General features: G+C 41.9%; 21 protein-coding genes and 3 tRNA genes. 15 read left to right on the plus strand and 9 right to left on the minus strand.

The annotated features are described in order from the left end of the window. The coding region (locus NUV69_01030; protein ID MCR4324252.1) for a prepilin-type N-terminal cleavage/methylation domain-containing protein at positions 1–492 on the minus strand (492 nt) is incomplete at its 3' end. A 93-nt stretch (positions 493–585) separates the two neighbouring features. Next, a complete protein-coding gene (rpmG, locus tag NUV69_01035; GenBank protein ID MCR4324253.1) occupies positions 586–750 on the minus strand; it encodes a 50S ribosomal protein L33 in 165 nt (54 codons plus the stop codon). Positions 751–848: 98 nt separating this feature from the next. On the opposite strand from rpmG, the gene NUV69_01040 reads away from it, so the two are divergent. From NUV69_01040 to NUV69_01055, 4 genes are all read left to right on the plus strand, one after another. Continuing rightward, positions 849–920 (plus strand) — tRNA-Thr (locus NUV69_01040). 19 nt (positions 921–939) lie between these two features. After that, positions 940–1,013 (plus strand) — tRNA-Thr (locus NUV69_01045). 10 nt (positions 1,014–1,023) lie between these two features. Further along, a tRNA-Tyr gene (locus NUV69_01050) sits at positions 1,024–1,108 on the plus strand. Positions 1,109–1,175: 67 nt separating this feature from the next. Next, positions 1,176–1,709 (plus strand): LytR C-terminal domain-containing protein, encoded by a 534-nt coding sequence (locus NUV69_01055; protein MCR4324254.1) that lies wholly within the window; start codon positions 1,176–1,178, stop codon positions 1,707–1,709. Between the two features lie 440 nt (positions 1,710–2,149). Here NUV69_01055 and NUV69_01060 read toward each other — a convergent pair whose 3' ends face one another. Beyond that, a complete protein-coding gene (locus tag NUV69_01060) occupies positions 2,150–2,794 on the minus strand; it encodes a site-2 protease family protein (GenBank protein ID MCR4324255.1) in 645 nt (214 codons plus the stop codon). 66 nt (positions 2,795–2,860) lie between these two features. On the opposite strand from NUV69_01060, the gene NUV69_01065 reads away from it, so the two are divergent. Further along, positions 2,861–3,127: a 50S ribosomal protein L28 gene (locus tag NUV69_01065; GenBank protein ID MCR4324256.1), complete on the plus strand. Its 267-nt coding sequence runs from the start codon at positions 2,861–2,863 to the stop codon at positions 3,125–3,127. Here the strand turns inward: NUV69_01065 and NUV69_01070 are convergent. Genes NUV69_01070 through NUV69_01095 form a run of 6 tightly spaced genes read right to left on the minus strand, consistent with a single transcriptional unit; the run spans position 3,124 to position 10,590 of the window. Next, the gene (locus NUV69_01070; protein ID MCR4324257.1) at positions 3,124–3,951 is read right to left on the minus strand and encodes a methionyl-tRNA formyltransferase; all 828 of its coding nucleotides are present in this window, start codon (positions 3,949–3,951) and stop codon (positions 3,124–3,126) included. The two genes, NUV69_01065 and NUV69_01070, sit on opposite strands and share 4 nt — an antisense overlap. Then, entirely contained in the window at positions 3,948–4,469 is a 522-nt protein-coding gene (def, locus tag NUV69_01075; GenBank protein ID MCR4324258.1) for a peptide deformylase, read from the minus strand. The genes NUV69_01070 and def overlap by 4 nt, the downstream gene beginning before the upstream one ends. Further along, complete coding sequence (locus NUV69_01080) at positions 4,470–6,329, minus strand: hypothetical protein (GenBank protein MCR4324259.1); 1,860 nt, start codon at positions 6,327–6,329, stop codon at positions 4,470–4,472. 34 nt (positions 6,330–6,363) lie between these two features. After that, positions 6,364–7,239 carry a bifunctional 5,10-methylenetetrahydrofolate dehydrogenase/5,10-methenyltetrahydrofolate cyclohydrolase gene (locus NUV69_01085; GenBank protein MCR4324260.1) on the minus strand — a complete coding sequence of 292 codons (876 nt, stop codon included), beginning with the start codon at positions 7,237–7,239 and terminating at the stop codon, positions 6,364–6,366. 23 nt (positions 7,240–7,262) lie between these two features. Continuing rightward, positions 7,263–8,582: a serine hydroxymethyltransferase gene (locus NUV69_01090; GenBank protein MCR4324261.1), complete on the minus strand. Its 1,320-nt coding sequence runs from the start codon at positions 8,580–8,582 to the stop codon at positions 7,263–7,265. Positions 8,583–8,631: 49 nt separating this feature from the next. Continuing rightward, positions 8,632–10,590, minus strand: a complete 1,959-nt coding sequence (locus tag NUV69_01095) for an O-antigen ligase family protein (protein MCR4324262.1) — start codon at positions 10,588–10,590, stop codon at positions 8,632–8,634. A gap of 100 nt (positions 10,591–10,690) precedes the next feature. Between NUV69_01095 and NUV69_01100 the strand changes: the two genes are divergently transcribed. The 10 genes from NUV69_01100 (at position 10,691) to NUV69_01145 (ending at position 22,149) form a co-directional block, all read left to right on the plus strand. Beyond that, positions 10,691–11,719, plus strand: a complete 1,029-nt coding sequence (locus NUV69_01100) for a rod shape-determining protein (GenBank protein ID MCR4324263.1) — start codon at positions 10,691–10,693, stop codon at positions 11,717–11,719. A 7-nt stretch (positions 11,720–11,726) separates the two neighbouring features. Then, positions 11,727–13,475, plus strand: coding sequence for a penicillin-binding transpeptidase domain-containing protein (locus NUV69_01105; protein ID MCR4324264.1), 1,749 nt, complete (start codon positions 11,727–11,729; stop codon positions 13,473–13,475). Between the two features lie 89 nt (positions 13,476–13,564). Next, complete coding sequence (locus NUV69_01110; GenBank protein MCR4324265.1) at positions 13,565–14,503, plus strand: bifunctional phosphoribosylaminoimidazolecarboxamide formyltransferase/IMP cyclohydrolase; 939 nt, start codon at positions 13,565–13,567, stop codon at positions 14,501–14,503. A 70-nt stretch (positions 14,504–14,573) separates the two neighbouring features. Continuing rightward, positions 14,574–15,116: a hypothetical protein gene (locus NUV69_01115; protein ID MCR4324266.1), complete on the plus strand. Its 543-nt coding sequence runs from the start codon at positions 14,574–14,576 to the stop codon at positions 15,114–15,116. Positions 15,117–15,466: 350 nt separating this feature from the next. Beyond that, entirely contained in the window at positions 15,467–15,676 is a 210-nt protein-coding gene (locus NUV69_01120) for a DNA-protecting protein DprA (GenBank protein MCR4324267.1), read from the plus strand. A gap of 302 nt (positions 15,677–15,978) precedes the next feature. Further along, positions 15,979–17,994: a type I DNA topoisomerase gene (topA, locus tag NUV69_01125; GenBank protein MCR4324268.1), complete on the plus strand. Its 2,016-nt coding sequence runs from the start codon at positions 15,979–15,981 to the stop codon at positions 17,992–17,994. 85 nt (positions 17,995–18,079) lie between these two features. Further along, complete coding sequence (gene dcd / locus NUV69_01130; protein ID MCR4324269.1) at positions 18,080–19,345, plus strand: dCTP deaminase; 1,266 nt, start codon at positions 18,080–18,082, stop codon at positions 19,343–19,345. Continuing rightward, positions 19,332–19,985 carry a hypothetical protein gene (locus NUV69_01135; protein ID MCR4324270.1) on the plus strand — a complete coding sequence of 218 codons (654 nt, stop codon included), beginning with the start codon at positions 19,332–19,334 and terminating at the stop codon, positions 19,983–19,985. The genes dcd and NUV69_01135 overlap by 14 nt, the downstream gene beginning before the upstream one ends. Then, positions 19,985–21,706 (plus strand): FAD-dependent thymidylate synthase, encoded by a 1,722-nt coding sequence (locus NUV69_01140; GenBank protein MCR4324271.1) that lies wholly within the window; start codon positions 19,985–19,987, stop codon positions 21,704–21,706. The genes NUV69_01135 and NUV69_01140 overlap by 1 nt, the downstream gene beginning before the upstream one ends. Continuing rightward, entirely contained in the window at positions 21,703–22,149 is a 447-nt protein-coding gene (locus NUV69_01145; protein MCR4324272.1) for a nucleoside 2-deoxyribosyltransferase, read from the plus strand. Before NUV69_01140 ends, NUV69_01145 begins: the two co-directional genes overlap by 4 nt. The last annotated feature ends 26 nt before the right edge of the window (positions 22,150–22,175 follow it).

The following is a 22,175-nucleotide window of genomic DNA, read 5'->3' on the forward strand; positions in this document are numbered from 1 at the left end:
ACCAAACCCAACACGCTCATTAAGAAGAGCTGTCCTCTCCGGTGGAGGGGCAGCGGCAACTTGAGGATTATCCTTACCAAAGAGACTTGCAAGGGGAGAGAGATTTGTCGCAAGCTCAGTTATTAGTCCGGCTTGACTGGGATCTTCCGGCAGTTTTTTAATGTAGTTTGGACTAATGTTGGGGATCCAATTTGGTCCCGAATCCGAAGTGTAGGTTGCGCTAGCGGTACCTGGGTAAACATTTTGGTCCGTATAGTAAGACAAAAGAGCGGTCCGCAGCGCTGCAAGATCTTGCTTACGTTTATGGTCTCTGGACTTACTCTGAGCGGTGGTGAAGGAGGCGATACCTGTTGCGGTTAATATCGAAATTATGGTTACGACAACCATTAACTCAATGAGGGTGAAGCCGCGGGATTTGAGATTTGAGAGTTGAGAGTTGAGAGTTTTAATTTTCAACTTTCCACTTTCAATTTTCAATTTAAAAGAGGGCATTAATATAATTGTCGGAGGTTAACTTTCGAATGTCAAATATGCTGGATAAGTTTCTCCTTAAGTCAACGAAAAGTGAGACCCTTAATCGGAGGGTTAGATTTTAGACTCTTTGTGCTCGGTGGTTTTGCGGCAATGCTTGCAGAACTTCTTAAACAGAAGCTTATCCTGAGTGTTGTTGGGGTTTTTCTCTGTCGTGTAATTTTTGGATTTACAAACAGTGCATTCCAAATTAAAAAGAACTCTTTTGGGTTTGGCCATTAATCTGGTAAGTTTAACTAATTAATAGCTTTTTGGGCAAGTGGGGAATAATCTGATTCATTTAAGCCTCGATTTCTGCTAAAATTGACAACGCACGTGCCGAAGTGGCTCAGTGGTAGAGCGTTTCCTTGGTAAGGAAAAGGTCATGGGTCCGATTCCCATCTTCGGCTCATGAATAGGGCATAGTATGCCGCCTTAGCTCAGTTGGTTAGAGCGACTGTTTTGTAAACAGTAGGTCCTCGGTTCGAATCCGAGAGGCGGCTCAGAGAATTCGCTGCGGTGCCAGAGTGGACAATTGGAACGGTCTGTAAAACCGTCGCTCGAAAGGGCTACGAAGGTTCGAATCCTTCCCGCAGCACACTTTTTTTGCCAAGCTTGACTCTATTTGATACAATTTGGGCAACTTTTAAACTGTCCCCAACTTTATGGATAACCAGCAACCAGTGGGTGCCCCTATTTATCAGGAATCTCAGAGCAAAAATGCCAAATGGCTCTGGCTCCTTATTTTTCTAGTTATAGTGGGTGCTCTTGCGTTCGCCGTAATTCGCGGCATCGGTCCTTTTTCTGCACTCAATCTGGGAGGATCTGGCGACGAGACAAAAGCGTCTCCTTCTACAGCGCCACTTTTTTCAAGTCCGTCACCAACACCCGAAGCGTCAGAAGGAGCCAATCTTGATAAAAGCACGCTTAGAGTTAGGGTACTAAATGGAAGCGGAACTTCCGGTCAAGCTTCTGTAGTTCGCGATCTACTTGAAGGTAAAGGCTACAACGTTGTTTCTGTTGGCAATGCCGACACTTTTGATTACGAAAGAACAACGGTAAAGCTTAAGAAAGATTTTAGTGAATTCGGTGACGAGATTGTTAAAGACCTTTCCGACGACTATTCGGTAACTGTTAGCACTCAAGCGTTAGATCCTTCCAGCACGGCTGACATTGAAGTTATCGTAGGTAACAAATAAAAGTTTAAAATTCAAAATTAAAAATTTAAAGTTGTGGAAGTTAACTCTGTTAACTTTTAATTTTATTGTTCGAGCGAAAGTGAGAACAACAAGCCCTCTTATTGTTCGAGCCTCTCTATTTTTCTCGAGATAAACTCCGTCGAGAACTTCTATAATTTTGATATTTGATATTTAAACTTTGAATTAAAAAGAAAACCAGCCAAATATTTGACTGGTGAGATGATTTCGACCCTACTTGTGGCGCATGGCTTAGCCCTTTCTTCGGTTAAAACATAAAGTGGAACCTGTCGTCTCTTGGGCAACTCAAGACGAACGCGGATCCTTTTTGGTCATTTACATGAAGCGAAGAAATCTGACCAAGACTTTAAAGTGCAAATCCGCAGTAGGGTTTGTCTTCCTGTGGACACTCTAATAATAGCAGTTCTGTCAACGGTTCGCAATCAAATTGGGAGCCTGAGTCCGGGCAAAAGTAGGCCAGTAAGAGCTGATACGATTGGCAAGATTATCCTGCCTATCGCGCCCGTAATCATTAAAAATAATAAGATGAAAATCCCAAACCTTTCAGTCTGCATAAAGTCGTCGTACCAATTTCTGGGCAAGAGCCCTGCGAGGACCTTGAATCCGTCGAGAGGGGCAACGGGAATAAGATTAAAAACGGCTAAAATGACGTTAATCCAAATGATTATAGAAAGAACGCGATATATTTCGACTATCTGTAGGCTAGGATTGCCTGTGACATAAGCAATAATATAAGGAAGGGAAAGCACGAAAGCCAGAATCAGATTGGAAACTGCGCCGGCTGCAGAAATTAATGCGGAGTCGCGCTTTATGTTTCGAAGATTAAACGGGTCGAAGGGTGTGGGTTTGCCCCAACCGAAGCCAACTAAGAGGAGTGCGAGTGTGCCTATTGGGTCTAAATGAGAGCGCGGGTCAAGTGTAAGTCTGCCAGCTAACTTTGCAGTCGGGTCTCCTAACCGGTATGCGACGTATGCGTGGGAAAATTCGTGAATTGTGATTCCCAAAACTAGTCCGGCTATAAATGCTAAAGCCGCTGCAGGATTTTGTAACAAAGTTAGTATCAACATGGATAGTTCTTGCCCCCTTCGTGAGCACTATGGTATATTCTATCAGATTCAAAGGAGACTTTATTGATGCGTGCATGTCAAATTTGCGGTAAGAAAATGATTGTTCAAAAATCTGGTGCTCACCAATACGGTGGTGGGTGGGCTATGCGTGCCCAGAAAACGCGTGCAACTTGGAAGCCAAATTTACATTCTGTCAAGGTAACTTACCAGGGTGTGCGAAAAACGATGAGGCTTTGTTCTAAATGTCTCAGGAGAGTAAAAGCTGACATGAAGCCGGTCGTTAAGGAAGAAGTTAAAGCCCCAGAAAGTTCTGTGGCTACGGCTTCAGCTTAGAATATCTTTTCTATAAAATCTTTTGTCTGAGGATATCCGTTTAGGAATGCTTTGATGTCCATTGGTTTTTTGCCTTCCGGCTGAATCTTTTTTTCCGGTAAAAACTTAATTATCTTGCCGTCGAATTTTGTCCAGACCCCGGGCCAAGGATAAAAAGCGCGGATCATGCGATCAACAGTTTCGGGATCAAGTGGATTTTCAATATCTATAAATCCATCTTCTTTTTTAAACCTTTCGGTATAAGATTCACCGGCAGATTGTTTTTTGGGTTTTATTTCTGTGTAGGTTTCAATCACATCGCAGGCAAGTTTTCCGCCTAAAGTATTTAGCTTTGTCAGAAGTGAATCTGTTGTTTCATCTTCTTCAAGTTGATATTTTTCTTGGGCAAGGATGTCCCCGGCATCCACGTCTTCTGTCATTTTTATAATTGTGACGCCAGAGGTTGTGTCTCCGGCTAAGATTGTGGAGGGAGCAGGTGAGGGCCCTCGGTATTTTGGAAGGAGCGAGTGATGAACGTTAACGGGGGCATACTTTGGAATTTCTAAAACTTCTTTTGGAAGAATCAAACCGTAATCCGCGATAACTAAAAAATCTAAATTATATTTTTTAATTTCGTCTACAACGCTTTTACCTAATTTGTCTGCAGTAATAAAGGGAATTTTATTTTCTTGGGAAAATTGTTTTACAGGGTTTGGGGTAAGAACCCTGTTTCGTCCTCTTGGTTTATCCGGTTTGGTTACGATAAGCGCAAGGCCGAATCTTTCGTTTAAAATCCTTGCATCAATTGTCGAATATTTTGTATTGCCGAAAAACGCAATTTTCATTCTTTTTCAATCTCTACTAAGATTTCCTTACCTTTCTTGTCTTTTTCGACGTTGAAGAACTTCCCGTTTTGATTTTCTACGTGGTCTATAAAGAGTGTGCCGTTAAGGTGGTCGATTTCGTGTTGAATAATTCGGGCGGCCAAACCCTTATATTTTTTCTTAATTTTTTTCCCTTGAGCGTCTTTGGATTCAATCGCAATTTCCAGCGGTCTTATCGCGTTTCCATAAACTTTTGGCACCGAAAAACAGCCTTCTAAAAAAGCCCCCTCGCTTTTAGAAGTTTTTAAAATTTTCGTATTTATAAATGGACGGAATTTACCGCGGATTTTGGCGACGAAAATTCTTTTGAAAACACCAATTTGTGGTGCAGCAAGCCCTAAGGCGGGAGGGTCTGTCTGAACTTCTGCGGTCTCAATTAGGTCCGTTATTGCATCTTTAACAGATTTGTCGAAAGATGTTACTTCTTTTGACTTCTGTCTTATCGCTTCGTCTGGTAATGCTACAAAATTTTTAACCATTTAATTAAGGCTGCTTGGCTCGACGGTTATTTGCCAATTTTTTGGTACAAGTTCTAGATAATCTTTCATATTAAATAATGTTTCTTCTCTTGTTTTTAAATTATAGTTTCCCAATGGAATTTTTAGAATTATATTATATTTTTGCATTTTTCTAGTGGTAAATGGTTTGAAAGGGCCAACGATTGAGATATCAGCGTTTTTTGATCTATTTAGTTTCTCGAAAAGTCTTTGGGAATTTTCCTCCAAGCTTTCCTCACGTTTACCCTTTAAACCCAGCTTAATAAGAAGTGAATAAGGAGGATAGGAAAGGGCTCTTCTTTCCGAAAGTTGGGTTTCTTTGAATTTCTGATAATTGGAATCTGCTGCTGATGTAATTGTTGGATTTAGGGGATTGTAAGTCTGTAAAAGTAATAAACCTTTTGTTATTTGTCGTAAATTCGTAATTTGTGTGTACGTTTTTTCTCCTGCAGTAAAATCTGCTGCGTTTAAAGCGGAATCTGTGGAGATGTGGACAACTAGGTCGTACAGCTTTTCTTGAAGGCGATAAAAAACTGCAGCCGTTGCAATGTCGATTGTTGATTGCTGATTGCCAATTGTTGATTGCTTTCCTTCGGTGATTAAATTAGTTTTGGCGTCCGGTACTATTTGTTGTACCAATTTTGAAAGCGAAGAAACGTTGAGTGTGTAAAACCAGATGTCGGAAGAGCCGCATTCGGGACATTTTTCTGGTTCTTTCGGTGCATAGTCATTGTGTTTGCAGCCTTTGCAATAAAAGTGTCCCGTGTCGATTTTTTTGTTTAAAAACAATAAAACGCTTTTGTTTCTTTTTTGCGCGGCTGCCAGATAAGACGCTAAGAGGTCTGAAATCGGAGTTTTATTACCGGCAGCTTTTTCTTCGAGCATCGAAATGATTTTTACTTTTGGTAATGTCTTGTCATTCTGGAGCGAAGCGATAGAATCTTTTTTAGATCCTATTTCGAGCTTACGAGAAACAAGCTCTCTTTTCGTGGCCGTTGCCATTCCAGGATGACGGGAAAATGAGATCTCGTTCTTATGAACTGTGTATGTTGTAACTTTTGGAGATGAGTCAACGATTGAAAGTTGTGCACCGGTCATTGTGCTTAATTTTTCTGCAATAGTGAGAGTATCGAAATACGGAGATCTTTCGTCTTTATAACTTTCTTCATGTTCGTCGTAAATTATAATTTTTGCAAGATTAGGAATTGGTGTAAAGATTGCCGATCGTGTTCCGAAGACGTGGTCAATATTGCCAGTTGCGATTTTTTGCCAATTGGCAAATCTTTCCCACGGCTTCATATCGTTGTGGTAGGCAATAAAGTTTTTTGCATAAGGATACGAGGCAATTGTTTTCGGCAAGCGGTTAATACTTGGGACTAAAACTAAAGTAGTTTGTTTCTTTGCAATTTTTCCACCAGCAAGGGACTGAGGATTTTTAGGAATGTACGGAAGCATTGCTTCAAGAGAGTTGACCATTGGCGCGTGGTAGTAATCCGACATCCACTTTAACAATTTGATTTGAGTGGGGAGTAAAAGAGGTTGATCGATAACAATTGAGGAAATCTGTTTTAATTGAATCTTCTTGTCATTCTGGAGCGAAGCGATAGAATCTTTTTTAGATCCTATTTCGAGCTTACGAGAAACAAGCTCTCTTTTCGTGGTCGTTGCCATTCCAGGATGACGGTTCTCTGAGATCTCCAGTACAACTCCATCTGGATTTCTAGTGCCAAAAGGGACTGTTACAAGTTGACCTATTTTTACATCGATATCCTTTGGAATTTCGTATGTGTAAGTTTTGATGTCGGGAGGCTGATTTGTTAGGACGACTACGCCAGCGTACATTGTGAGTTGAGTTTAGAGTTAAGAATAAAGAAGTTCAAGTCTGCTTTTTGTAGGCAGCAATTAGATTTTCGAAAAGGGATGCTACGGTCATTGGGCCGGCGCCGCCGGGGACAGGGGAAATTGCGGCAACAATTTTAGAAACTTCTTCGAAATCGACGTCGCCAATTAATTTTCGGCCAGAAGGTTCTGTTTCCGGTTTTTCGTCTGTGGGGTCATCGACGACGTTGATGCCGACATCGACAACTACCTGATTTTTGGATACGTGATCCGCGGTTATTAATTTTGCTTTGCCTGTTGCGACTATTAAAACGTCTGCCAACTTTGTTATTTTTTTAAGATCGCGGGTTTTGGAGTGAGCAACTGTTACAGTCGCGTCGTGATTTAACATCGCAAGCGCTGTCGGTTTTCCAACGAGTGTGGACCTGCCGATTACTGCTACGTATTTTCCTTCAACAGGAATTCTATAGAAGTTCAGAAGAGAAAAAATGCCCTTGGTTGTTGCCGGAGTGAATCCGGATTGGTCGTTTTCCATAAGTCTTTTTAGGTTAATGCTGTTTTGTCCATCGACGTCTTTTTGCGGATCGATTGCTTCTATGATTTCGTCCTTGTTTAGGGATTTTGGAATCGGCATTTGGACGATAATTCCGTGGACAGAAGAGTCGGAATTCAATTTTGAAATCTTGGAAAGTAGTTCCTGTCGAGAAACACCTTCCGCAAATTTTTGATGATCTACAATTGCCCCAATTTTTTCTCCAAACTTCACCTTTTGTCCGATGTAGGTATTGGATTCCGGGTTGTTGCCGACTTGGATGATGACGAGCTTTGGTTTCGGGTCTAGCTTTTCAACTTCCGCTTTCAGCTTTTTTTCGATTTCGTCTCGTACGACTCTTCCGTCTAAGATTTGCGCCATCATGTGAATTATATCAAGCAGGCTTAGGGTGTGGGGAATTTGGAGCAAAAGGCCTTAACTTCTTTTGCGATAGCGAGCAAGTTCTTGTTTTTGTTTGCTCTTTCCCGGAACTTTTTCATAAATTCTATCCTTGCCTCTTTTGCTTCCGGTAGTTCTTCGTCCGAAACTTCCGCAATTGCCCGATCAATCCAATCGGCAACTTTTACCATCTCTTTTTCTTTCATTCCGCGCGTTGTAATTGCAGGTGTTCCAAGACGAATACCAGAAGGATAAAACGGCGGTTGTGGGTCGAAGGGTACTCCGTTTTTGTTTACTACAATTCCAGCAATTTCTAAGGCGTAAGCTGCTATTGCGCCATTAACGTTTTTACTTCTAAGGTCAATTAAAATTAAATGGTTGTCTGTTGTTCCACTGGAAAGATCGAACCCTCTGTCTAAAAGTTCTCTCGCTAGCGCCTTTGCATTTTTAACGACTTGGTGGCCATAGGTTTTGAATTCTGGAGTTGCTGCTTCCTTAAGGGAAACTGCAATTGCTGCTGTTTGATTATCGTGGGGTCCGCCTTGAAGACCTGGAATAATCGCGCTGTCGATTTTTTGGGGAAGTTCTGGATCTTTTTTTATTCCTCTTTTTGTAACCATGATTAATGCGCCGCGAGGGCCGCGGAGAGTTTTATGGGTCGTCGTCATTATGATGTGGGCAAAGGCGGCGGGGCTTGGATGGACGCCGGCAATTATAAGGCCGGTGATATGGGAGGTGTCTGCCAAAAGATAAGCGCCAACACTATCTGCAATATGCGCGAATCTTTCAAAATCTATTGTTCGTGGGTAAGCGGTGTATCCGCAAACAATTATTTTTGGCCTTTCGCGTTTTGCGATTTTTTCAATTTCTTCGTAATCCAAGAGTCCGTTTTTGTCTAGAATGTAAGGAGCTGATTTAAAGAATTTTCCGGTAACGGATTGCGGTTGTCCGTGTGTTAAATGTCCGCCGAAAGCAAGTGACAAGCCCATGATTTTATCTTTTTTAGGTTCGAGTAATGCTACGTAGACTGCGAGGTTTGCGGGAGATCCGGAAAGGGCTTGAACATTCACATAAGGAACGCCAAAAAGCTTCTTTGCTCGCTCTTGTGCCAGAATTTCGACTTCGTCTACAATTTTATTTCCTTGGTAATAGCGTTTTTTAGGGTAGCCCTCGGAGTATTTGTTGGTAAGAGACGATCCAAGTGCTTCCATGACGGCGCGCGAAGTGTAGTTTTCCGAAGGGATCATTTCCAGAACTTCTTTCTGGCGTTTCTCTTCTTCTTTAATAAGTTTTGCTATTTGGGGGTCTACTAGTCTCAAGCTCATGAAGTTCTTGCCTATTCGCAGAAAGGCTTCGCCTATTGTAATTGTTTGTCTAGAGCTGATCAAGTAACTGTTTAGCCTCGGGGTATTCGCCTTTTAGGGAAAGCGCCTTGTTTAAAGATTCTTTTGCTTCACTTCTCATTTCAAACCCAGCTTGAATTTTTGCGAGTGCAAGATATGATTGCGGGTCGGTGGGAGCGAGCTGAGTTTGACGTGTTGCAACTTGAAGTGCCTTCTGCCCCGATTCAATATCCACGTCGGAAAGCAGGAAATAAGCATTTGCTACTCTTCGATTAACTATTAAATTATTTGGAGAGTTGGAGAGAGCTTTTTCTGCCATGAGTTTTGCTTGAGCGCTAAGGAGTGTTTCCGTGTCTTTGTCTTCTGTCGATATGGCAAAGAGCGCAGTTGTATAAGCGCTATCCGAAAGCATAAAAGGGTTAATTGTGGGAAAGATTTCTATCGCATTTGAAAAGGCGGTAAGGCTTCTTGAGTCTTGTAAGTTTCTTGCCCGCTCGTAAGAAATGTCTGCAAGGTAAAGCCTGAGAACTTGGGAAATTATAAATAGACCCAATACAGAAATTAAAATCAAAGAAGCGTTTTTGACTGTGTTTCTTTTTAAGAAGCGAAAAGAAAGTTCTTTTTGAGGATTTTTTTCAAGAAGAACAAGAGCAGATGCTGCAAGGGTAAACATTCCGACTTGGGAGGAAACTGTAGAAAAGCCAAATAAGATAGTTGTGAGATAGCCCGTGATTGCAGCAGTGGTGGACTTTACTAGTACTTGGTTTTTTGAGCGAGTCAAAATTCCTGTCAAGATGAAAGCTGCAGCAAGACCTAAGTATAGAGATCCGCCTAGAATTCCGGTTGTCGCAAAATAATTTAAGGGCTCGTTGTGGGCTTTGTTGTAGAAAAAGTTCCACTCAGTTGTTTGATTATGTGAGAAGGGTCTATAAAAGTAGTAAGAATAAGCAAAGGTTTCGGGGCCGGATCCAAGGAGGGAATAGTTTTTGATTATATCGACCGCCCCTCTCCAAACGATTAACCTGATTTGACCGGACTCCGTGCCACCTGTTGCAAGCGCCGTTTGGGTTGGAGCTTGTGCAGCTGGCTCCGAAGGGGCTACCTGGGGTGCGTTTTTGGTAATGGATTCTGTGATTCTGCCAGTTAGAGTGGAGCCGAAAGCAAGAGTCAGTAGGGCAAAGATCAGAAAAATAAAACCTAGCGGCCTGAGGTTTTCAACTATTTTCTTTGGGCCTACTAGGACAAGAAAAGCAGCTGTAGCCGTTAAGGCTCCAAGAGCGCCGGCTCTGGAGTTTGTAAGAAGTAGTGCCCAAAAGATAACTATAGTTACGATTGAGAAAAAAACTTTTAATTGTTGTTTTTTCGATGATAATATCAGCGCCATAGAAACAGGGAGCGTGAGGACCAGATATGAGGCGAGCCAATTTGGCTGGCCGAGAGTTGAAAAGATTCTAAGTGTCGGATTAAATTCCTTCTGCCAGCAATTGCCAAAGAGTCCTTGATTTAGGGCCAGGCAATTAAAATCCAGTCCGAAATGGCTCGGTATGCCCCAAAGAGAAACGGCAAACGCGCCAACGACAAATGCGACTAAAAGTTTTTTGGCTTGTTGGCGATTTATGTTGATTAAAATTCCGGTGAAGATAACGAAATACGAAAGTTGGGAAAGCAGGCCGCCGTTTAGTCGAGTTGGGTATCCAAAGATAGACGTGAAACGGTCGATAGATGTTGCGGTCGATATGAATTGAACAATTAAAAAGGCCAAAAAAACAAAAACAACAATATTTTTAGGAATTACAATTTTTCCAAGGAGTGCAAATTTAGCCAGAGTTAAAGTGAAAACTAATGCGGCCATCAGATATACAAAAAGCATTTTTGGAACTTCAAAAAGTTCGGTGTTTCTAGTGGAAAATAAAAACGGAGTGATGATAATAAGTGCGAAGAAAACACCTAATAATATCTTGTCTAAATATATGGAAGCTTTTTCAGTCACGGTCTGATATTACCAGCAGATGTCTAAATTTAGCAATTGAGGGGGTTAATCTAGTTGGTGTATACTGCCTCCTGCTTCCATGATACCCATAATTGACAACATTCTTGGTTATTTTTCTTCTGATTTAAGTATAGATTTGGGAACGGCAAACACGCTAGTTTACGTAAAAGGTAAAGGTGTCGTTATTCGTGAACCCTCAATAATTACTAGGCATAAGAAAACGAAAAAAGTGCTAGCAATTGGAAGTGAAGCAAAAAAGATGATGGGCAGAACGCCAGTAAGCATTGAAGTTATCCGGCCGATGAAAGATGGAGTAATTTCGGACTTTGATATCACTCTTGCGATGCTTTCTTATTTTGTCAGAAAAGTTCACGCAAAGCCCGGAAGGACTTTTGTGTTGCCAAGGCCGAAAGTTGTAATTGGAGTACCTTCTAATATTTCCGAAGTCGAAAGAAGAGCGGTATTAGATGCTGCTTATGGAGCTGGCGCAAGGAGTGCATATTTAATAGAGGAGGGCTTAGCTGCTGCAATTGGAGCAGGGCTTCCGGTACAGGAATCCGTTGGTTCGATGGTCGTCGATATTGGTGGGGGAACTACAGAAATTGCTGTTGTTTCTTTGGGCGGAGTTGTTGTTGGGAGGTCGATTAAAATTGGTGGAGACACAATGGACACGGACATTATCAACTACATAAGGACAAGATACAGCTTGGGAATTGGTGAGCGCACAGCCGAAGAAATTAAAATTGCACTTGGTGGGGCATATGTACAGGAAGTTGAAAAGCAGATGGTAGTTCGCGGCAGGGATTTGGAGAACGGGCTACCCAAGACAATTAGGTTTTCTTCACCGGCTGCTCGCGAGGCGCTTTTTGGTTCTGTTAATTTGATTGTAGAAAATGTGAAAGACGTAGTTGAAGACACGCCGCCAGAGTTGGCAGCCGATATCGCAGAACGCGGGATAATGCTATGCGGTGGCGGGGCAAAACTTTCAGGTCTTGCGAAGTTAATTTCTAAAGAAACCAAAATGTCTGTTTCTATCGCCGAAGACCCGCTTTTGTCTGTTGTCCTGGGCGCAGCACAAGTTCTTGAAAATCCCGCACTTTTTTCTAAAGTAAAAAAAGTTTCGGCCTGATTTTTAAATGAAGAAAAGAAAACTCTCGCCTTTAATTTCCGATTCAATTTACAAAAGTGGCGCAAGGAGTAAAATTTTCAAGAAAAGTTTTGAGGAACAGTTTTTTGGGGTTGAGCATTTAGGAGAAGTTCCAAAAGAAAGGCTTTCGTTTATTAAGTTTGTCGCCGTTTTCGTTCTGGCTATTGGTCTTGTAAGGCTTTTTTACCTAACGATTATTCAGGGAGCAACTAATCTTGCCTTGGCGGAAGAAAACAGGGTGAGACTCGTTGATATGGAAGCTCCAAGAGGCCGAATTTTAGCAAGAGATGGCTCGGTCCTTGCAGAATCTAAGCGAACATATTATTTGGAGAATGGAGACAAAAAGACTCAAATAAGCCGAGAGCAAGTTGAAGCGCTTTCAAAAGAAGGTTTGGCAGGAGAGGATTTTTCTGGACCTCTGGGAAAAATTGTCGCCAAGGTTGAAAGAGTTTATCCGTCTGGAATTTTTGCCTCTCATGTGACTGGTTATGTAAGTCCGGTTAATGAGGAAGATGTTAAGGCTGATAATAGTCTGGCGGCGTTTGAATCTTTTGGTCGCGACGGCATTGAAGAAACGTACGATGCAGTTTTGAGGGGCGAAAATGGCAAAAAGCTTGTGGAGGTAGACAGTTCGCACAAGAAGATTTCTATTTTAGGCGAAGAAGACGCACTTGTTGGACAGGATGTTAATCTGACGGTGGATGCAGCTTTGCAGAAAAAATCTTACGAGGCGCTTTCTGCTGGGGTCGAAAAAGCCAAGGCAAAATCTGGAGCCTTAATTGTAACTAACCCACAAAACGGAGAGATACTCTCGTTAGTTTCTTTTCCTTCTTACGATCCTGCGGATATTGGTAAGGCTCTAGTAAGTGATGACTTGCCTCTTTTTAACAGGGCGATTGGAGGAAACTATCCTCCTGGTTCAGTGTTTAAAATCGCGACTGCAATTGCCGGACTTGCTTCCGGGAAGATCGATAAAGATACACAAATCGAAGATGTTGGGCAATTCTCATTGGGAGGGGAAACATTTTCTAATTGGTACTACAACACTTACGGACAAAAAGACGGGATTATTAAGCTTGATCGTGCGATAGCTAGATCTAACGATATATATTTTTATAGGTTAGGGGAAAGGACGGGTCTTGAGGAAATGAGGAGATGGATATTAAAACTTGGGTTTGGAAGGAAGAGCGGGGTTGATTTACCAGGGGAAGCATTTGGGGTAGTTCCGGACGAACTTTGGAAGAAAGCTAATATTGGCGAAGGGTGGTATTTGGGAGACACGATGCATCTTGCGATAGGTCAAGGTTTTATGGTTACGACCCCCCTGCAGGTTAATGCGATGACGGCTTACGTTGCCAACGGCCAAAATATAATTAAGCCGCATCTTGCTTCTAAAATTGTTTCCAGTGAGGGCAAGGTTCTAGAAGTGGCAGCAGGTGATGGTGAAAAAGTTGAACTTCCAGGTGAATACCTTGATGTGATTAGACAAGGGATGAGACAAGCATGTCAGGAAAAGGGAACTGCCTATCCGTTTTTTAACGCTCCTTATTCTGTTGCATGTAAAACGGGAACCGCGGAAAAGTTTCAAGGGAATCCACATGCCTGGTTTACGGCATACGCGCCGTTTGAAGCGCCAAAAGTTGCAATAACTGTTATTATTGAAAACGGTGGAGAAGGGTCTTCTGCCGCTGCCCCCGTTGCCCGCGAAGTTTTAGATTGGTATTTTTCTAGACGTTAATTGTTGATCGTTTTAGGTCCGCAAGGACCGCAGGGTTCTGTCTATTGTTAATTGTTAGAATTTGCGATGAGCGATGAACCATACACGATATGAACAAATTCGAACTACCTAAAGTTCTTAAGATGAATCTTAAGAAGTATACGGACTTGCGTTATGGTGAAAATCCTCATCAGAAAAGTGCGTTTTACATAGGTGAGTCGACTCCAGGATATGAACAATTGTGGGGAATCGAACTTTCGCATAATAATTTAGGAGACGCGAACCATGCATGGAGACTCGTCAGCGAATTTAAAGATCCGACTGTTGCGATTATCAAACATGGTAACCCGAGCGGAATAACTTCCATGGGAAATCTTGCTGGCGCATTTAAACTTGCATACAAAGCGGATAACGTTAGCGCTTTTGGCGGAATAGTTGCAGTAAATAGACCTCCAACGATGGAAATGATCGAGGCGATGCGCGGAATATTTTTTGAACTTTTGGTTGCGCCCGATTTTTCCAAAGAAGTTTTGGAAAGGCTTAAAAAAAGAAGCGCCAAAATGAGGGTTATAAAAGCAGAAAAACCACCTAAACAACTTGAATTTACCAGAGTTTTTAACGGTTATTTGGTGCAAACACCCGATGTGATTTTGGAATCACGCGAAAGATGGAAAGTAGTTGCCGGAAGAAAACCATCGAGTACTGTTTTTGACGATTTGGAGTTTGCGTGGAAAGTCGTAAAGCACGTGAGGTCTAATGCGATTGTTGTCGTCCGCGAGAAAAGTATGGTGGGAATGGGAACTGGACAGCCAAATAGGGTCAACGCTGTAAGGCTGGCGCTTTTGCAAGCGAAGAAAAATGCGCGCGGGGCAATACTCGCTTCCGACGCGTTTTTTCCTTTCGAGGATAACGTTTTAACAGCTGCAAAGGCTGGAATAAAAGTTATCTTGCAACCGGGTGGATCGATCCACGATGACGACGTTATTACCGCTGCAAAAAAACACAACATGACGATGGTGTTCACGGGAGTAAGGCACTTTAAACACTAGAGTTATAATCCCTCCGACTTCGCTCAGGGAATATTGACTGAGCTTGTCGAAGTCAACGCAAATGGATAATTTGAAAATAAAAAATATATTCGCTGCGGTTTTTGAAAAAAACGTTCTCGACGAACTCTTGGAACTTTTAGATCCAAAGTCTGTGAGGTTTTGGGGGACAGAAGGAACTGTTAATTATGTTAAATCAAAAGGTTTTAAAACGATATCAATCGTCAAAGGATTTGATTTCGACGGAAGAGTTAAGAGCTTGGATAGAAAAGTTTTTATCGGAATTTTGAACGATCGTTCAAAAAAACGACATGTTGAAGAGATGAAAAGATTGAGGATGGAACCCATAGATCTTGTGATTGTGGATTTGTACGCGCCAAATAAAAAAGGTTTTCCGGAAAGTATGGATATTGGTGGGCAAGCATTAATTCGCGCGGCGATTAAGAATTATAAGAACGTTGGAGTGGCATTTGATCAACTGAGCATCGCTGATGTTACTCGAGAGTTAAAAAATAGTAAATCGTTGAGTTTAGCTTTTCGGAAAAGACAAGCAAAAAAAGCGCTTGAATTTATAGCGCAAAGGACTGCCCTCGAAGCAAGTATAAATTTAAGGTGAATTACCTTGGAAAGAATTTATGAACAAGCAAAGCTTGCGGTCCTCCTCTGCTACGCAGAGTCCGGGCCTAAAAGAAATCGCTTATTGGGTTGCTACTTCTGCCATTCCTGGTGTCGGTACGGCGACATTTAGTTATCTTCTTAAATACTCTAAAAATCTCAAAAAGTTTTGAGAAGCTCCGGACGAAAAAATTAAGAAATTGAAACTTGATTCAAAAACGATTGAATCGATTTTAGAATTTCGGCAAAAGGTAAATCCAAAAATTTATTTAGATACAGTTTACGAACGAGGTATTAAAGTAGTTTCTGTAAACGACCGTGATTATCCCGCGAATTTACGAAGTGTTATCGATGCCCCGCCAGTTCTTTATTAAGGGGACGCTTTTGGCAAAAGACGATTTGGCAATTGCGGTTGTCGGCGCGAGATACGCGACAGTTTACGGAAGGCAAGTTACCGAAAAGCTCGTTTGGGATTTGGTTAGTGACGGACTGACAATTGTGAGCGGTTTGGCAATCATAGTTTTTTCGATGGGCGATAGCAGATCGTTCAGGAAGATTTGAACATCTTTTGAAGATTGAATTTTTGACATTGCGGTCCAAAGAGTTTCGTACATCTGCTGTTCTACATTTGTGGAAACTTTTCTCTTGGAAACTTGAGACACGCTAAAAACTTTAATAATTTAAATCATTAAAGTCAAGAGACAAAGTAGCTCAATTATTGTTTTTTTCTTGGAATGTACCCCAACAGCCCTGATTGGGATGCCATCAAGTTGTCGTATTTTATTGACATGTATGTTAAGTTAAAAACCTGAAGAAGATTTTTGCTGGTTTTTAGGTACTTTGACCCGTTTGAAACTTTTATTATGAAGAATTTAGTAATTGTAGAATCGCCGACTAAGGCAAGGACTCTTTCCCAGTTTTTGGGTAAGGATTACGAGATTACCGCATCGATGGGACACGTGCGGGATCTTCCTCGTGGAGAATTTGGTGTAGATGTAGAGAAAAACTTTGAACCTAAATATGTAATTCCAAAGGAAAAGATAAAGGCGGTGAATGTTCTTGCTAAGGATGCAGAAAAGGCAGAGCACTTATTTCTTGCGACCGACCCGGACCGTGAGGGAGAAGCAATTGCGTGGAACTTGCTTAAGGTAATCGAAGAAAAAAGCAAGAAAAAGAAAAAATATGATTACAAAAGGGTGGTGTTTCATGAAATTACAAAAGACGCGGTCTTGGAGGCGTTTGAGAACTCACGTCAGATAGATGCGGATTTGGTAGAAGCGCAGCAAGGAAGAAGAGTTCTTGATCGCTTGGTAGGTTACAAACTCTCGCCGCTTTTATGGAAGAAGGTAAAAAGTGGTTTGTCTGCCGGTCGAGTGCAGTCCGTTGCGCTTCGGTTGGTTGTTGACAGAGAAAGAGAAATTGAAGCTTTCAAAGCCGTTGAGTATTGGCTTGTCGATGTCGAACTAGAAACTAGAAACCAGAAACCAGAAACGTTCTCAGCTTCCTTATTGAAGATAGGTGAAGAAAAGGCGGAAGTGGGTAGTGGCGAGGCGGCAAAAGGAATTGTCGAAGATCTTGAAAAAGCTCTTTACAAAGTTTTGGAAGTTAAATCTAAAGACGCCAAAAAATATCCGAACCCTCCTTTTACAACTTCGACTTTGCAGCAGAGTGCGGCAAGCAGACTTGGTTACACACCAAAGCGGACGATGAGGCTTGCCCAAGATCTTTACGAACATGGGCTAATAACTTACATGAGAACAGATTCAGTGAATTTATCTCCAAAAGCAGTCGATGCCGCGCGAAAATTTATTGGAGAGAAATTTGGAAAAGAATACTTGCCTGCAGTTGCGAGAAAATACAAGGTGAAATCGCGTTTGGCACAAGAAGCACATGAGGCGATTAGGCCCACGAATGTAAGCCAAACTGGTGATCAATTAAAAGTCCCGAGCAATGATCATAAAAAACTTTATGATCTTATCTGGAAGAGGATGGTTGTTTCGCAAATGGCAGAAGCAATTGTTGCGGAAACAACTGTAGACATAGAAGCAAAAGGAAACAAGACTTATGTACTTCGTGCGACGGGCCAGGAGATCAAGTTCGACGGTTGGTACAAAGTTTATGACAAACCCCCGGTTGAAGATCAGGTTTTGCCGGATCTTAAAGACGGTGAGGATTTGAGTTTGGTTAAGGTAAATAGTGAGCAGAAGTTTACAGAGCCACCCGCAAGGTATTCGGAAGCGACCTTGATTAAAGATTTGGAAAAGCACGACATTGGTAGACCTTCTACATACGCGCCAACGATTTCGACGCTTTATGAACGGGCATATATCGAAAGGTTGGAAGGAAAGAGAATTGCGCCAACACCTGTTGCTAAAACGGCAGTCGATTTTCTGGTTGAGTATTTTCCGCACATTGTTGATTTAAAGTTCACAGCAGAAATGGAAAATGACTTGGACAAAATAGCTCAAGGCGAAGAGCAAATGCCAAAAGTGATGGCGAAGTTCTGGGGACCTTTCGAAAAGCAGGTAGAAAAGGTCGCGGAAAAAGCAGAGAAGATGAAAGTGGAAGTTGAGGAGACGGATGAGAAATGTGAAAAGTGTGGGAAGCCAATGGTAATAAGGTATGGAAGGTTCGGAAAGTTTATGGCATGTAGTGGATTTCCGGAATGTAAGAATACTAAAACGTTGGCGGCGCCAACCGGTATGATTTGTCCCGACGATGGTGGGGAAGTAATTATCAAAAAGACGAGACGCGGCAGAACTTTTTGGGGATGTGCCAATTACCCGAAGTGTAAGTTTGCGTCTTGGACTAAACCGGATTTGCCTGTGAATTTACCCGAGGAAAAAGCAAAAGAGGGAGCCCGCGGGGCTTCACAATAAAGTCCAAATAGTTTAATATCTTTAAAGCTACATTTCTTCCTCCTTCGCTTGCGCTACGGAGGACAAGTCTGCCCTCAAATAAGATATGCCAAAAAAGTCTAATTCCACGGACAGAATAAAACGGGGATTAAAAAGCAAAGCGAGCGAACGAGTGATGGTTGTTTCTCGCGACGATTTATTCTCTGATGATATTTGGAATGGTCTAAAAACAGAAAATCTTCAAAAATATATAAAAGTTGTTTCCACAAAACATAAGTTTTTACCGAGAGCTCAAGTCGAGGTAGACCCTTCTTGGAAACAGATCATTCCTTATTTAGTTTTTGAAAACGGCAAGAAAATTTTTGTAATGAGAAGAAAAGCGGATCATTCGGATCTTCGTCTTGCAAATCTTTATTCAATAGGTATCGGTGGACACATTAACAAAAAAGATATCAATGGAGGTGGGATTTTAAATTGGGCAAAGAGAGAGTTTGAGGAAGAGGTTGATTATAAAGGCAAATATAAAGCGCAAATTATTGGTGTTCTTAATCATGACGCGAATGATGTTGGAATGGTCCATGCGGGCTTGGTGATAAAGGTTACGGGAGACAGTGACGAGATAGCGGTCCGCGACGAACACAAGTCAGGTGAAATGGTCCCGATCGAGGAAGCGGGAAGATACTACAAACAAATGGAAACATGGTCGCAAATTATTTACGACTATTTAAGAGAAGGCGAAGAACCAACTCTTAGAAGAGATGGAGGCGGTGATAATTTTTCTGGAATTTTGCCGGATTGGGTAATTGAGAAATATATAAGGGAAGGAACTATCAAGATAACTCCTTTAGAGCGGAACTGGCAGGATAATATCGACCAGGTTTCGATGGATTTTCATCTTGGAACTAATTTGAAATTATTCCGCGGAGGAACTTACAGATTTGTTGATACCAGGAAGGGTTTGCCGGAAGACGCGATGGAAGAAGTTAATTTAAACGAGGGCGACCCCTTTATTTTGGAACCGGGGGCATTTGCAATCGCTTCGACAAAAGAAGTTTTAAAACTACCCCCGAACATTTTGGGAAGGTTGGAGGGAAAAAGTTCGCTAGCAAGGCTCGGAATTTTGGTTCATTCAACAGCTGCCAGATTCGATCCGGGTTGGAACGGGGCACCAGTTTTGGAGCTTGGCAATTTGGGACCAAAACCCGCAATACTTTATTGTGGAATGTCGATTTGCGCCTTTACTTTTGAAAAGATAGGCGCGCCGGTAAAGATGCCATATGAGGGTAGCAGGTCAGATAGGTATTCTGGGTCAACGAGTGCTGTTGCTTCCAAGATTCACGAAGCTTCTAATAACAAAAGTGACAAAAGCTAGAGGCAAGCTTATTGTTTTCGAAGGTTCTGACGGATCGGGTAAAACTACCCAGGCAAAACTTCTCTTAAATCTTCTTAAGAAGAAAAAAATTTCGACAGTGTATATTTCTTTCCCACGATACGAAAAATCCATGTGGGGGAAGATGGTTAGAAGATATTTAGATGGAGATTTCGGGAATGATCCTGATCCGTATCTAATCTCGACGTTATATGCTGGAGATAGAATGACTGCAGCGCCACAACTTCGAAAATGGCTGAGCGAGGGGAAGGTAGTTGTAGCGAACAGATATGCGCCTTCCAGCTTGTGTCATATGGCTGCGAAGTTCAAAAAAGGGCCAGCCAGAGAAAAGTACATGAAGTGGCAACAACATTTAGAATACAAAGAAAACGGAATTCCGAATGAAGACATGGTGGTTTATTTAAGAGTACCTGCAAATGTTTCGCAAAAGTTGATGAAGGTGAGGAAGCTGGATCTTCACGAAAAAGATAAGAAATATATGGAAGAATCGTTCGCTATTTACGAAATGGTTTCAAAGAAGAAGAAAAATTGGGTGAGAGTAGAGTGCAGTAACGATGGGAAAATTTTACCTCCTGGAAAGATACATAAGGAAGTTGTGGAGGCGGTGTCATCGCTTATTTAATGAATTTACCAGTCGAAAAGTTTACGAAAGAGGAGGCTTGGTATATCGAGCCTTTTTTTACGAATTTAGATAAAAATATTTTTGCCGCCAAATACTTACCGAGCGAAATTTTAGGTGCGCTTGCGTCTAGATATAGCAGGAGCGCAAAAGGCGTAAGGAGATTATTTTTCGACGAATACATTAAGCCGATTCTGGAATCGGATCTTGAGGGTGCCGACAAGAAGTCCGTCCATGAAGCTGAGGTGATGAAAAAGCAGCTGGTTTCTTTTGTCGAATACTTACATACACATGGTGGATGGGAAGCCGTTGTAAACAGCACGAGGGCAAGGGCGTTTTTCAGTAAATGGTTGGCTGCATACGGAGACGATTCGATCGCGCAGATGGCAGGAGCGCACGTATTTTACGAAAATGTTTCCAATGTCGCGACGCAATTTTTAGAAGATTTCCGAATTGGATTCGCGCCACTGGAAAAATCAACGCGATACGTTTTGTTCGACCGGAAGGTTGGTGGCAAGTGGCTCTATTATGTTGATCCGGATCTTGCCAAGTCGGAGTATGGCGCGGAGTATATAAGACTTCTCAATATGCTTTTTATACGGTATGCGGATTCTATCGCGCCGCTTTCTAAATATCTAAGAAAAATCTTCCCTCAAGAAAAAGATCAAACGGATCGCGCATACGCAGAAACAATAAAAGCAAAAACGTGTGACGTTTTGCGCAGTTATCTGCCGGCTGCGACTTTAACTAATGTTGGCTTTTTTGGTGTTGGGCAATCTTTTGAATACGTTTTAACGAAGGCTTATGCTTCGCCGATCGCGGAGCTAAGACAACTGGCGAAAGATTCGCAGACGGAACTCAACAAAGTGATTCCGTCTTTAGTTGAAAGAGCTTCGAGTCCGAGAGGTAAGATTTATCAGAAATATGTTAAAGACACAGATCGTGAAATCGAGAAAATAACGGAAAAATATATCAACAATGTCATCCTGAGTGAAACGAAGGATCTCAAAAAAGATTCTTCGCCTTCGGTTCAGAATGACAACTCGGTGGAATTGGTTGAGTGGGATAACGATGCAGAAGACAAGATTATCGCGAGCATTCTTTATAAATATGCAAAGACAGGGTACAAGAGTATCAAGGATCAAGTGTCAGGAATGGATGCGAAACAGAAGATGGGGATCATCAAAAAAGTGGTTGGCGGCAGACAGGTAAGACAGCATAGACTCGTAAGAGCTTTAGAAAACACTTATTACAAATTCGATATCGTTGCCAACTTTGGCGCTTATCGCGATTTGCATCGTCACAGGATGTTGACGCAGGAAAGACAGAGGTTTACGACAGAGTTGGGTTATGACATTCCACACGATTTAGTTATGTCGAAACTGCACAAGCCCTATGTTGACGCTGCGGAAAAGATAAATAAGTTTTATAAAAAAGTTTCCAAGAAATATCTAGATCAAGCGCAGTACGTTGTGATGATGGGGAATAGGGTGCGCTGGTACCAGTGGGAGAATTTAAGGGAGCTTGGTTGGGAGGCGGAACTGAGGACTGGCCCGCAAGGCCATCCGGATTATCGCGTGATAGAGCATAGGAAAGTAGAAGCAGTTAAAAATATTCACCCAACCTTGATTGAAGCTTTAAAGTTTGTAGACTTTAATCAATACGACCTCGCCCGTCGGGAAAGTGAAAAAAGAATAGACAGAAAATTAGGGAACACAAAATGAAGATCTACTTTGCGGCAGCAGTTACAGGAGGGAGAGATTACGAAGATTACAATAAAGATATTGCAAAGATCCTTACTGGCTTAGGTCATAATATTCTTTCGGAACACGTTGTGGGTTTTGAGCTGCAGAAAGTTTTCAGGAAAAAAGCAGAAGCCTCCGGAAATTTTTCAAAATATATTTCTTCTCACAACAAAAAGTTGATGGATAGGGCAGACGTCATTGTCGCGGAATGTTCGCAAGGAAGTTTGGGAACCGGATTTGAAATTTGTTACTGCGCATACGTTAGAAAAATTCCGGCAATTTGCTTAAGGCACGAAAAAGCGCCAGGCAAAGCGTCCTCCACAATTTTTGGAGATTCATCCCGCTTAATAAAATCCTATTTCTATAACGACAAAAACCTAGAAGAAGTTTTAACTAAGGCAATTGGCAAGATTAAGGGTTGACAGGCAAGTTTTGAGCCTAATATAAT

Source organism: Candidatus Curtissbacteria bacterium, from assembly GCA_024654445.1.
GTDB lineage: Bacteria > Patescibacteriota > Microgenomatia > Curtissbacterales > GWA2-41-24 > JANLHP01.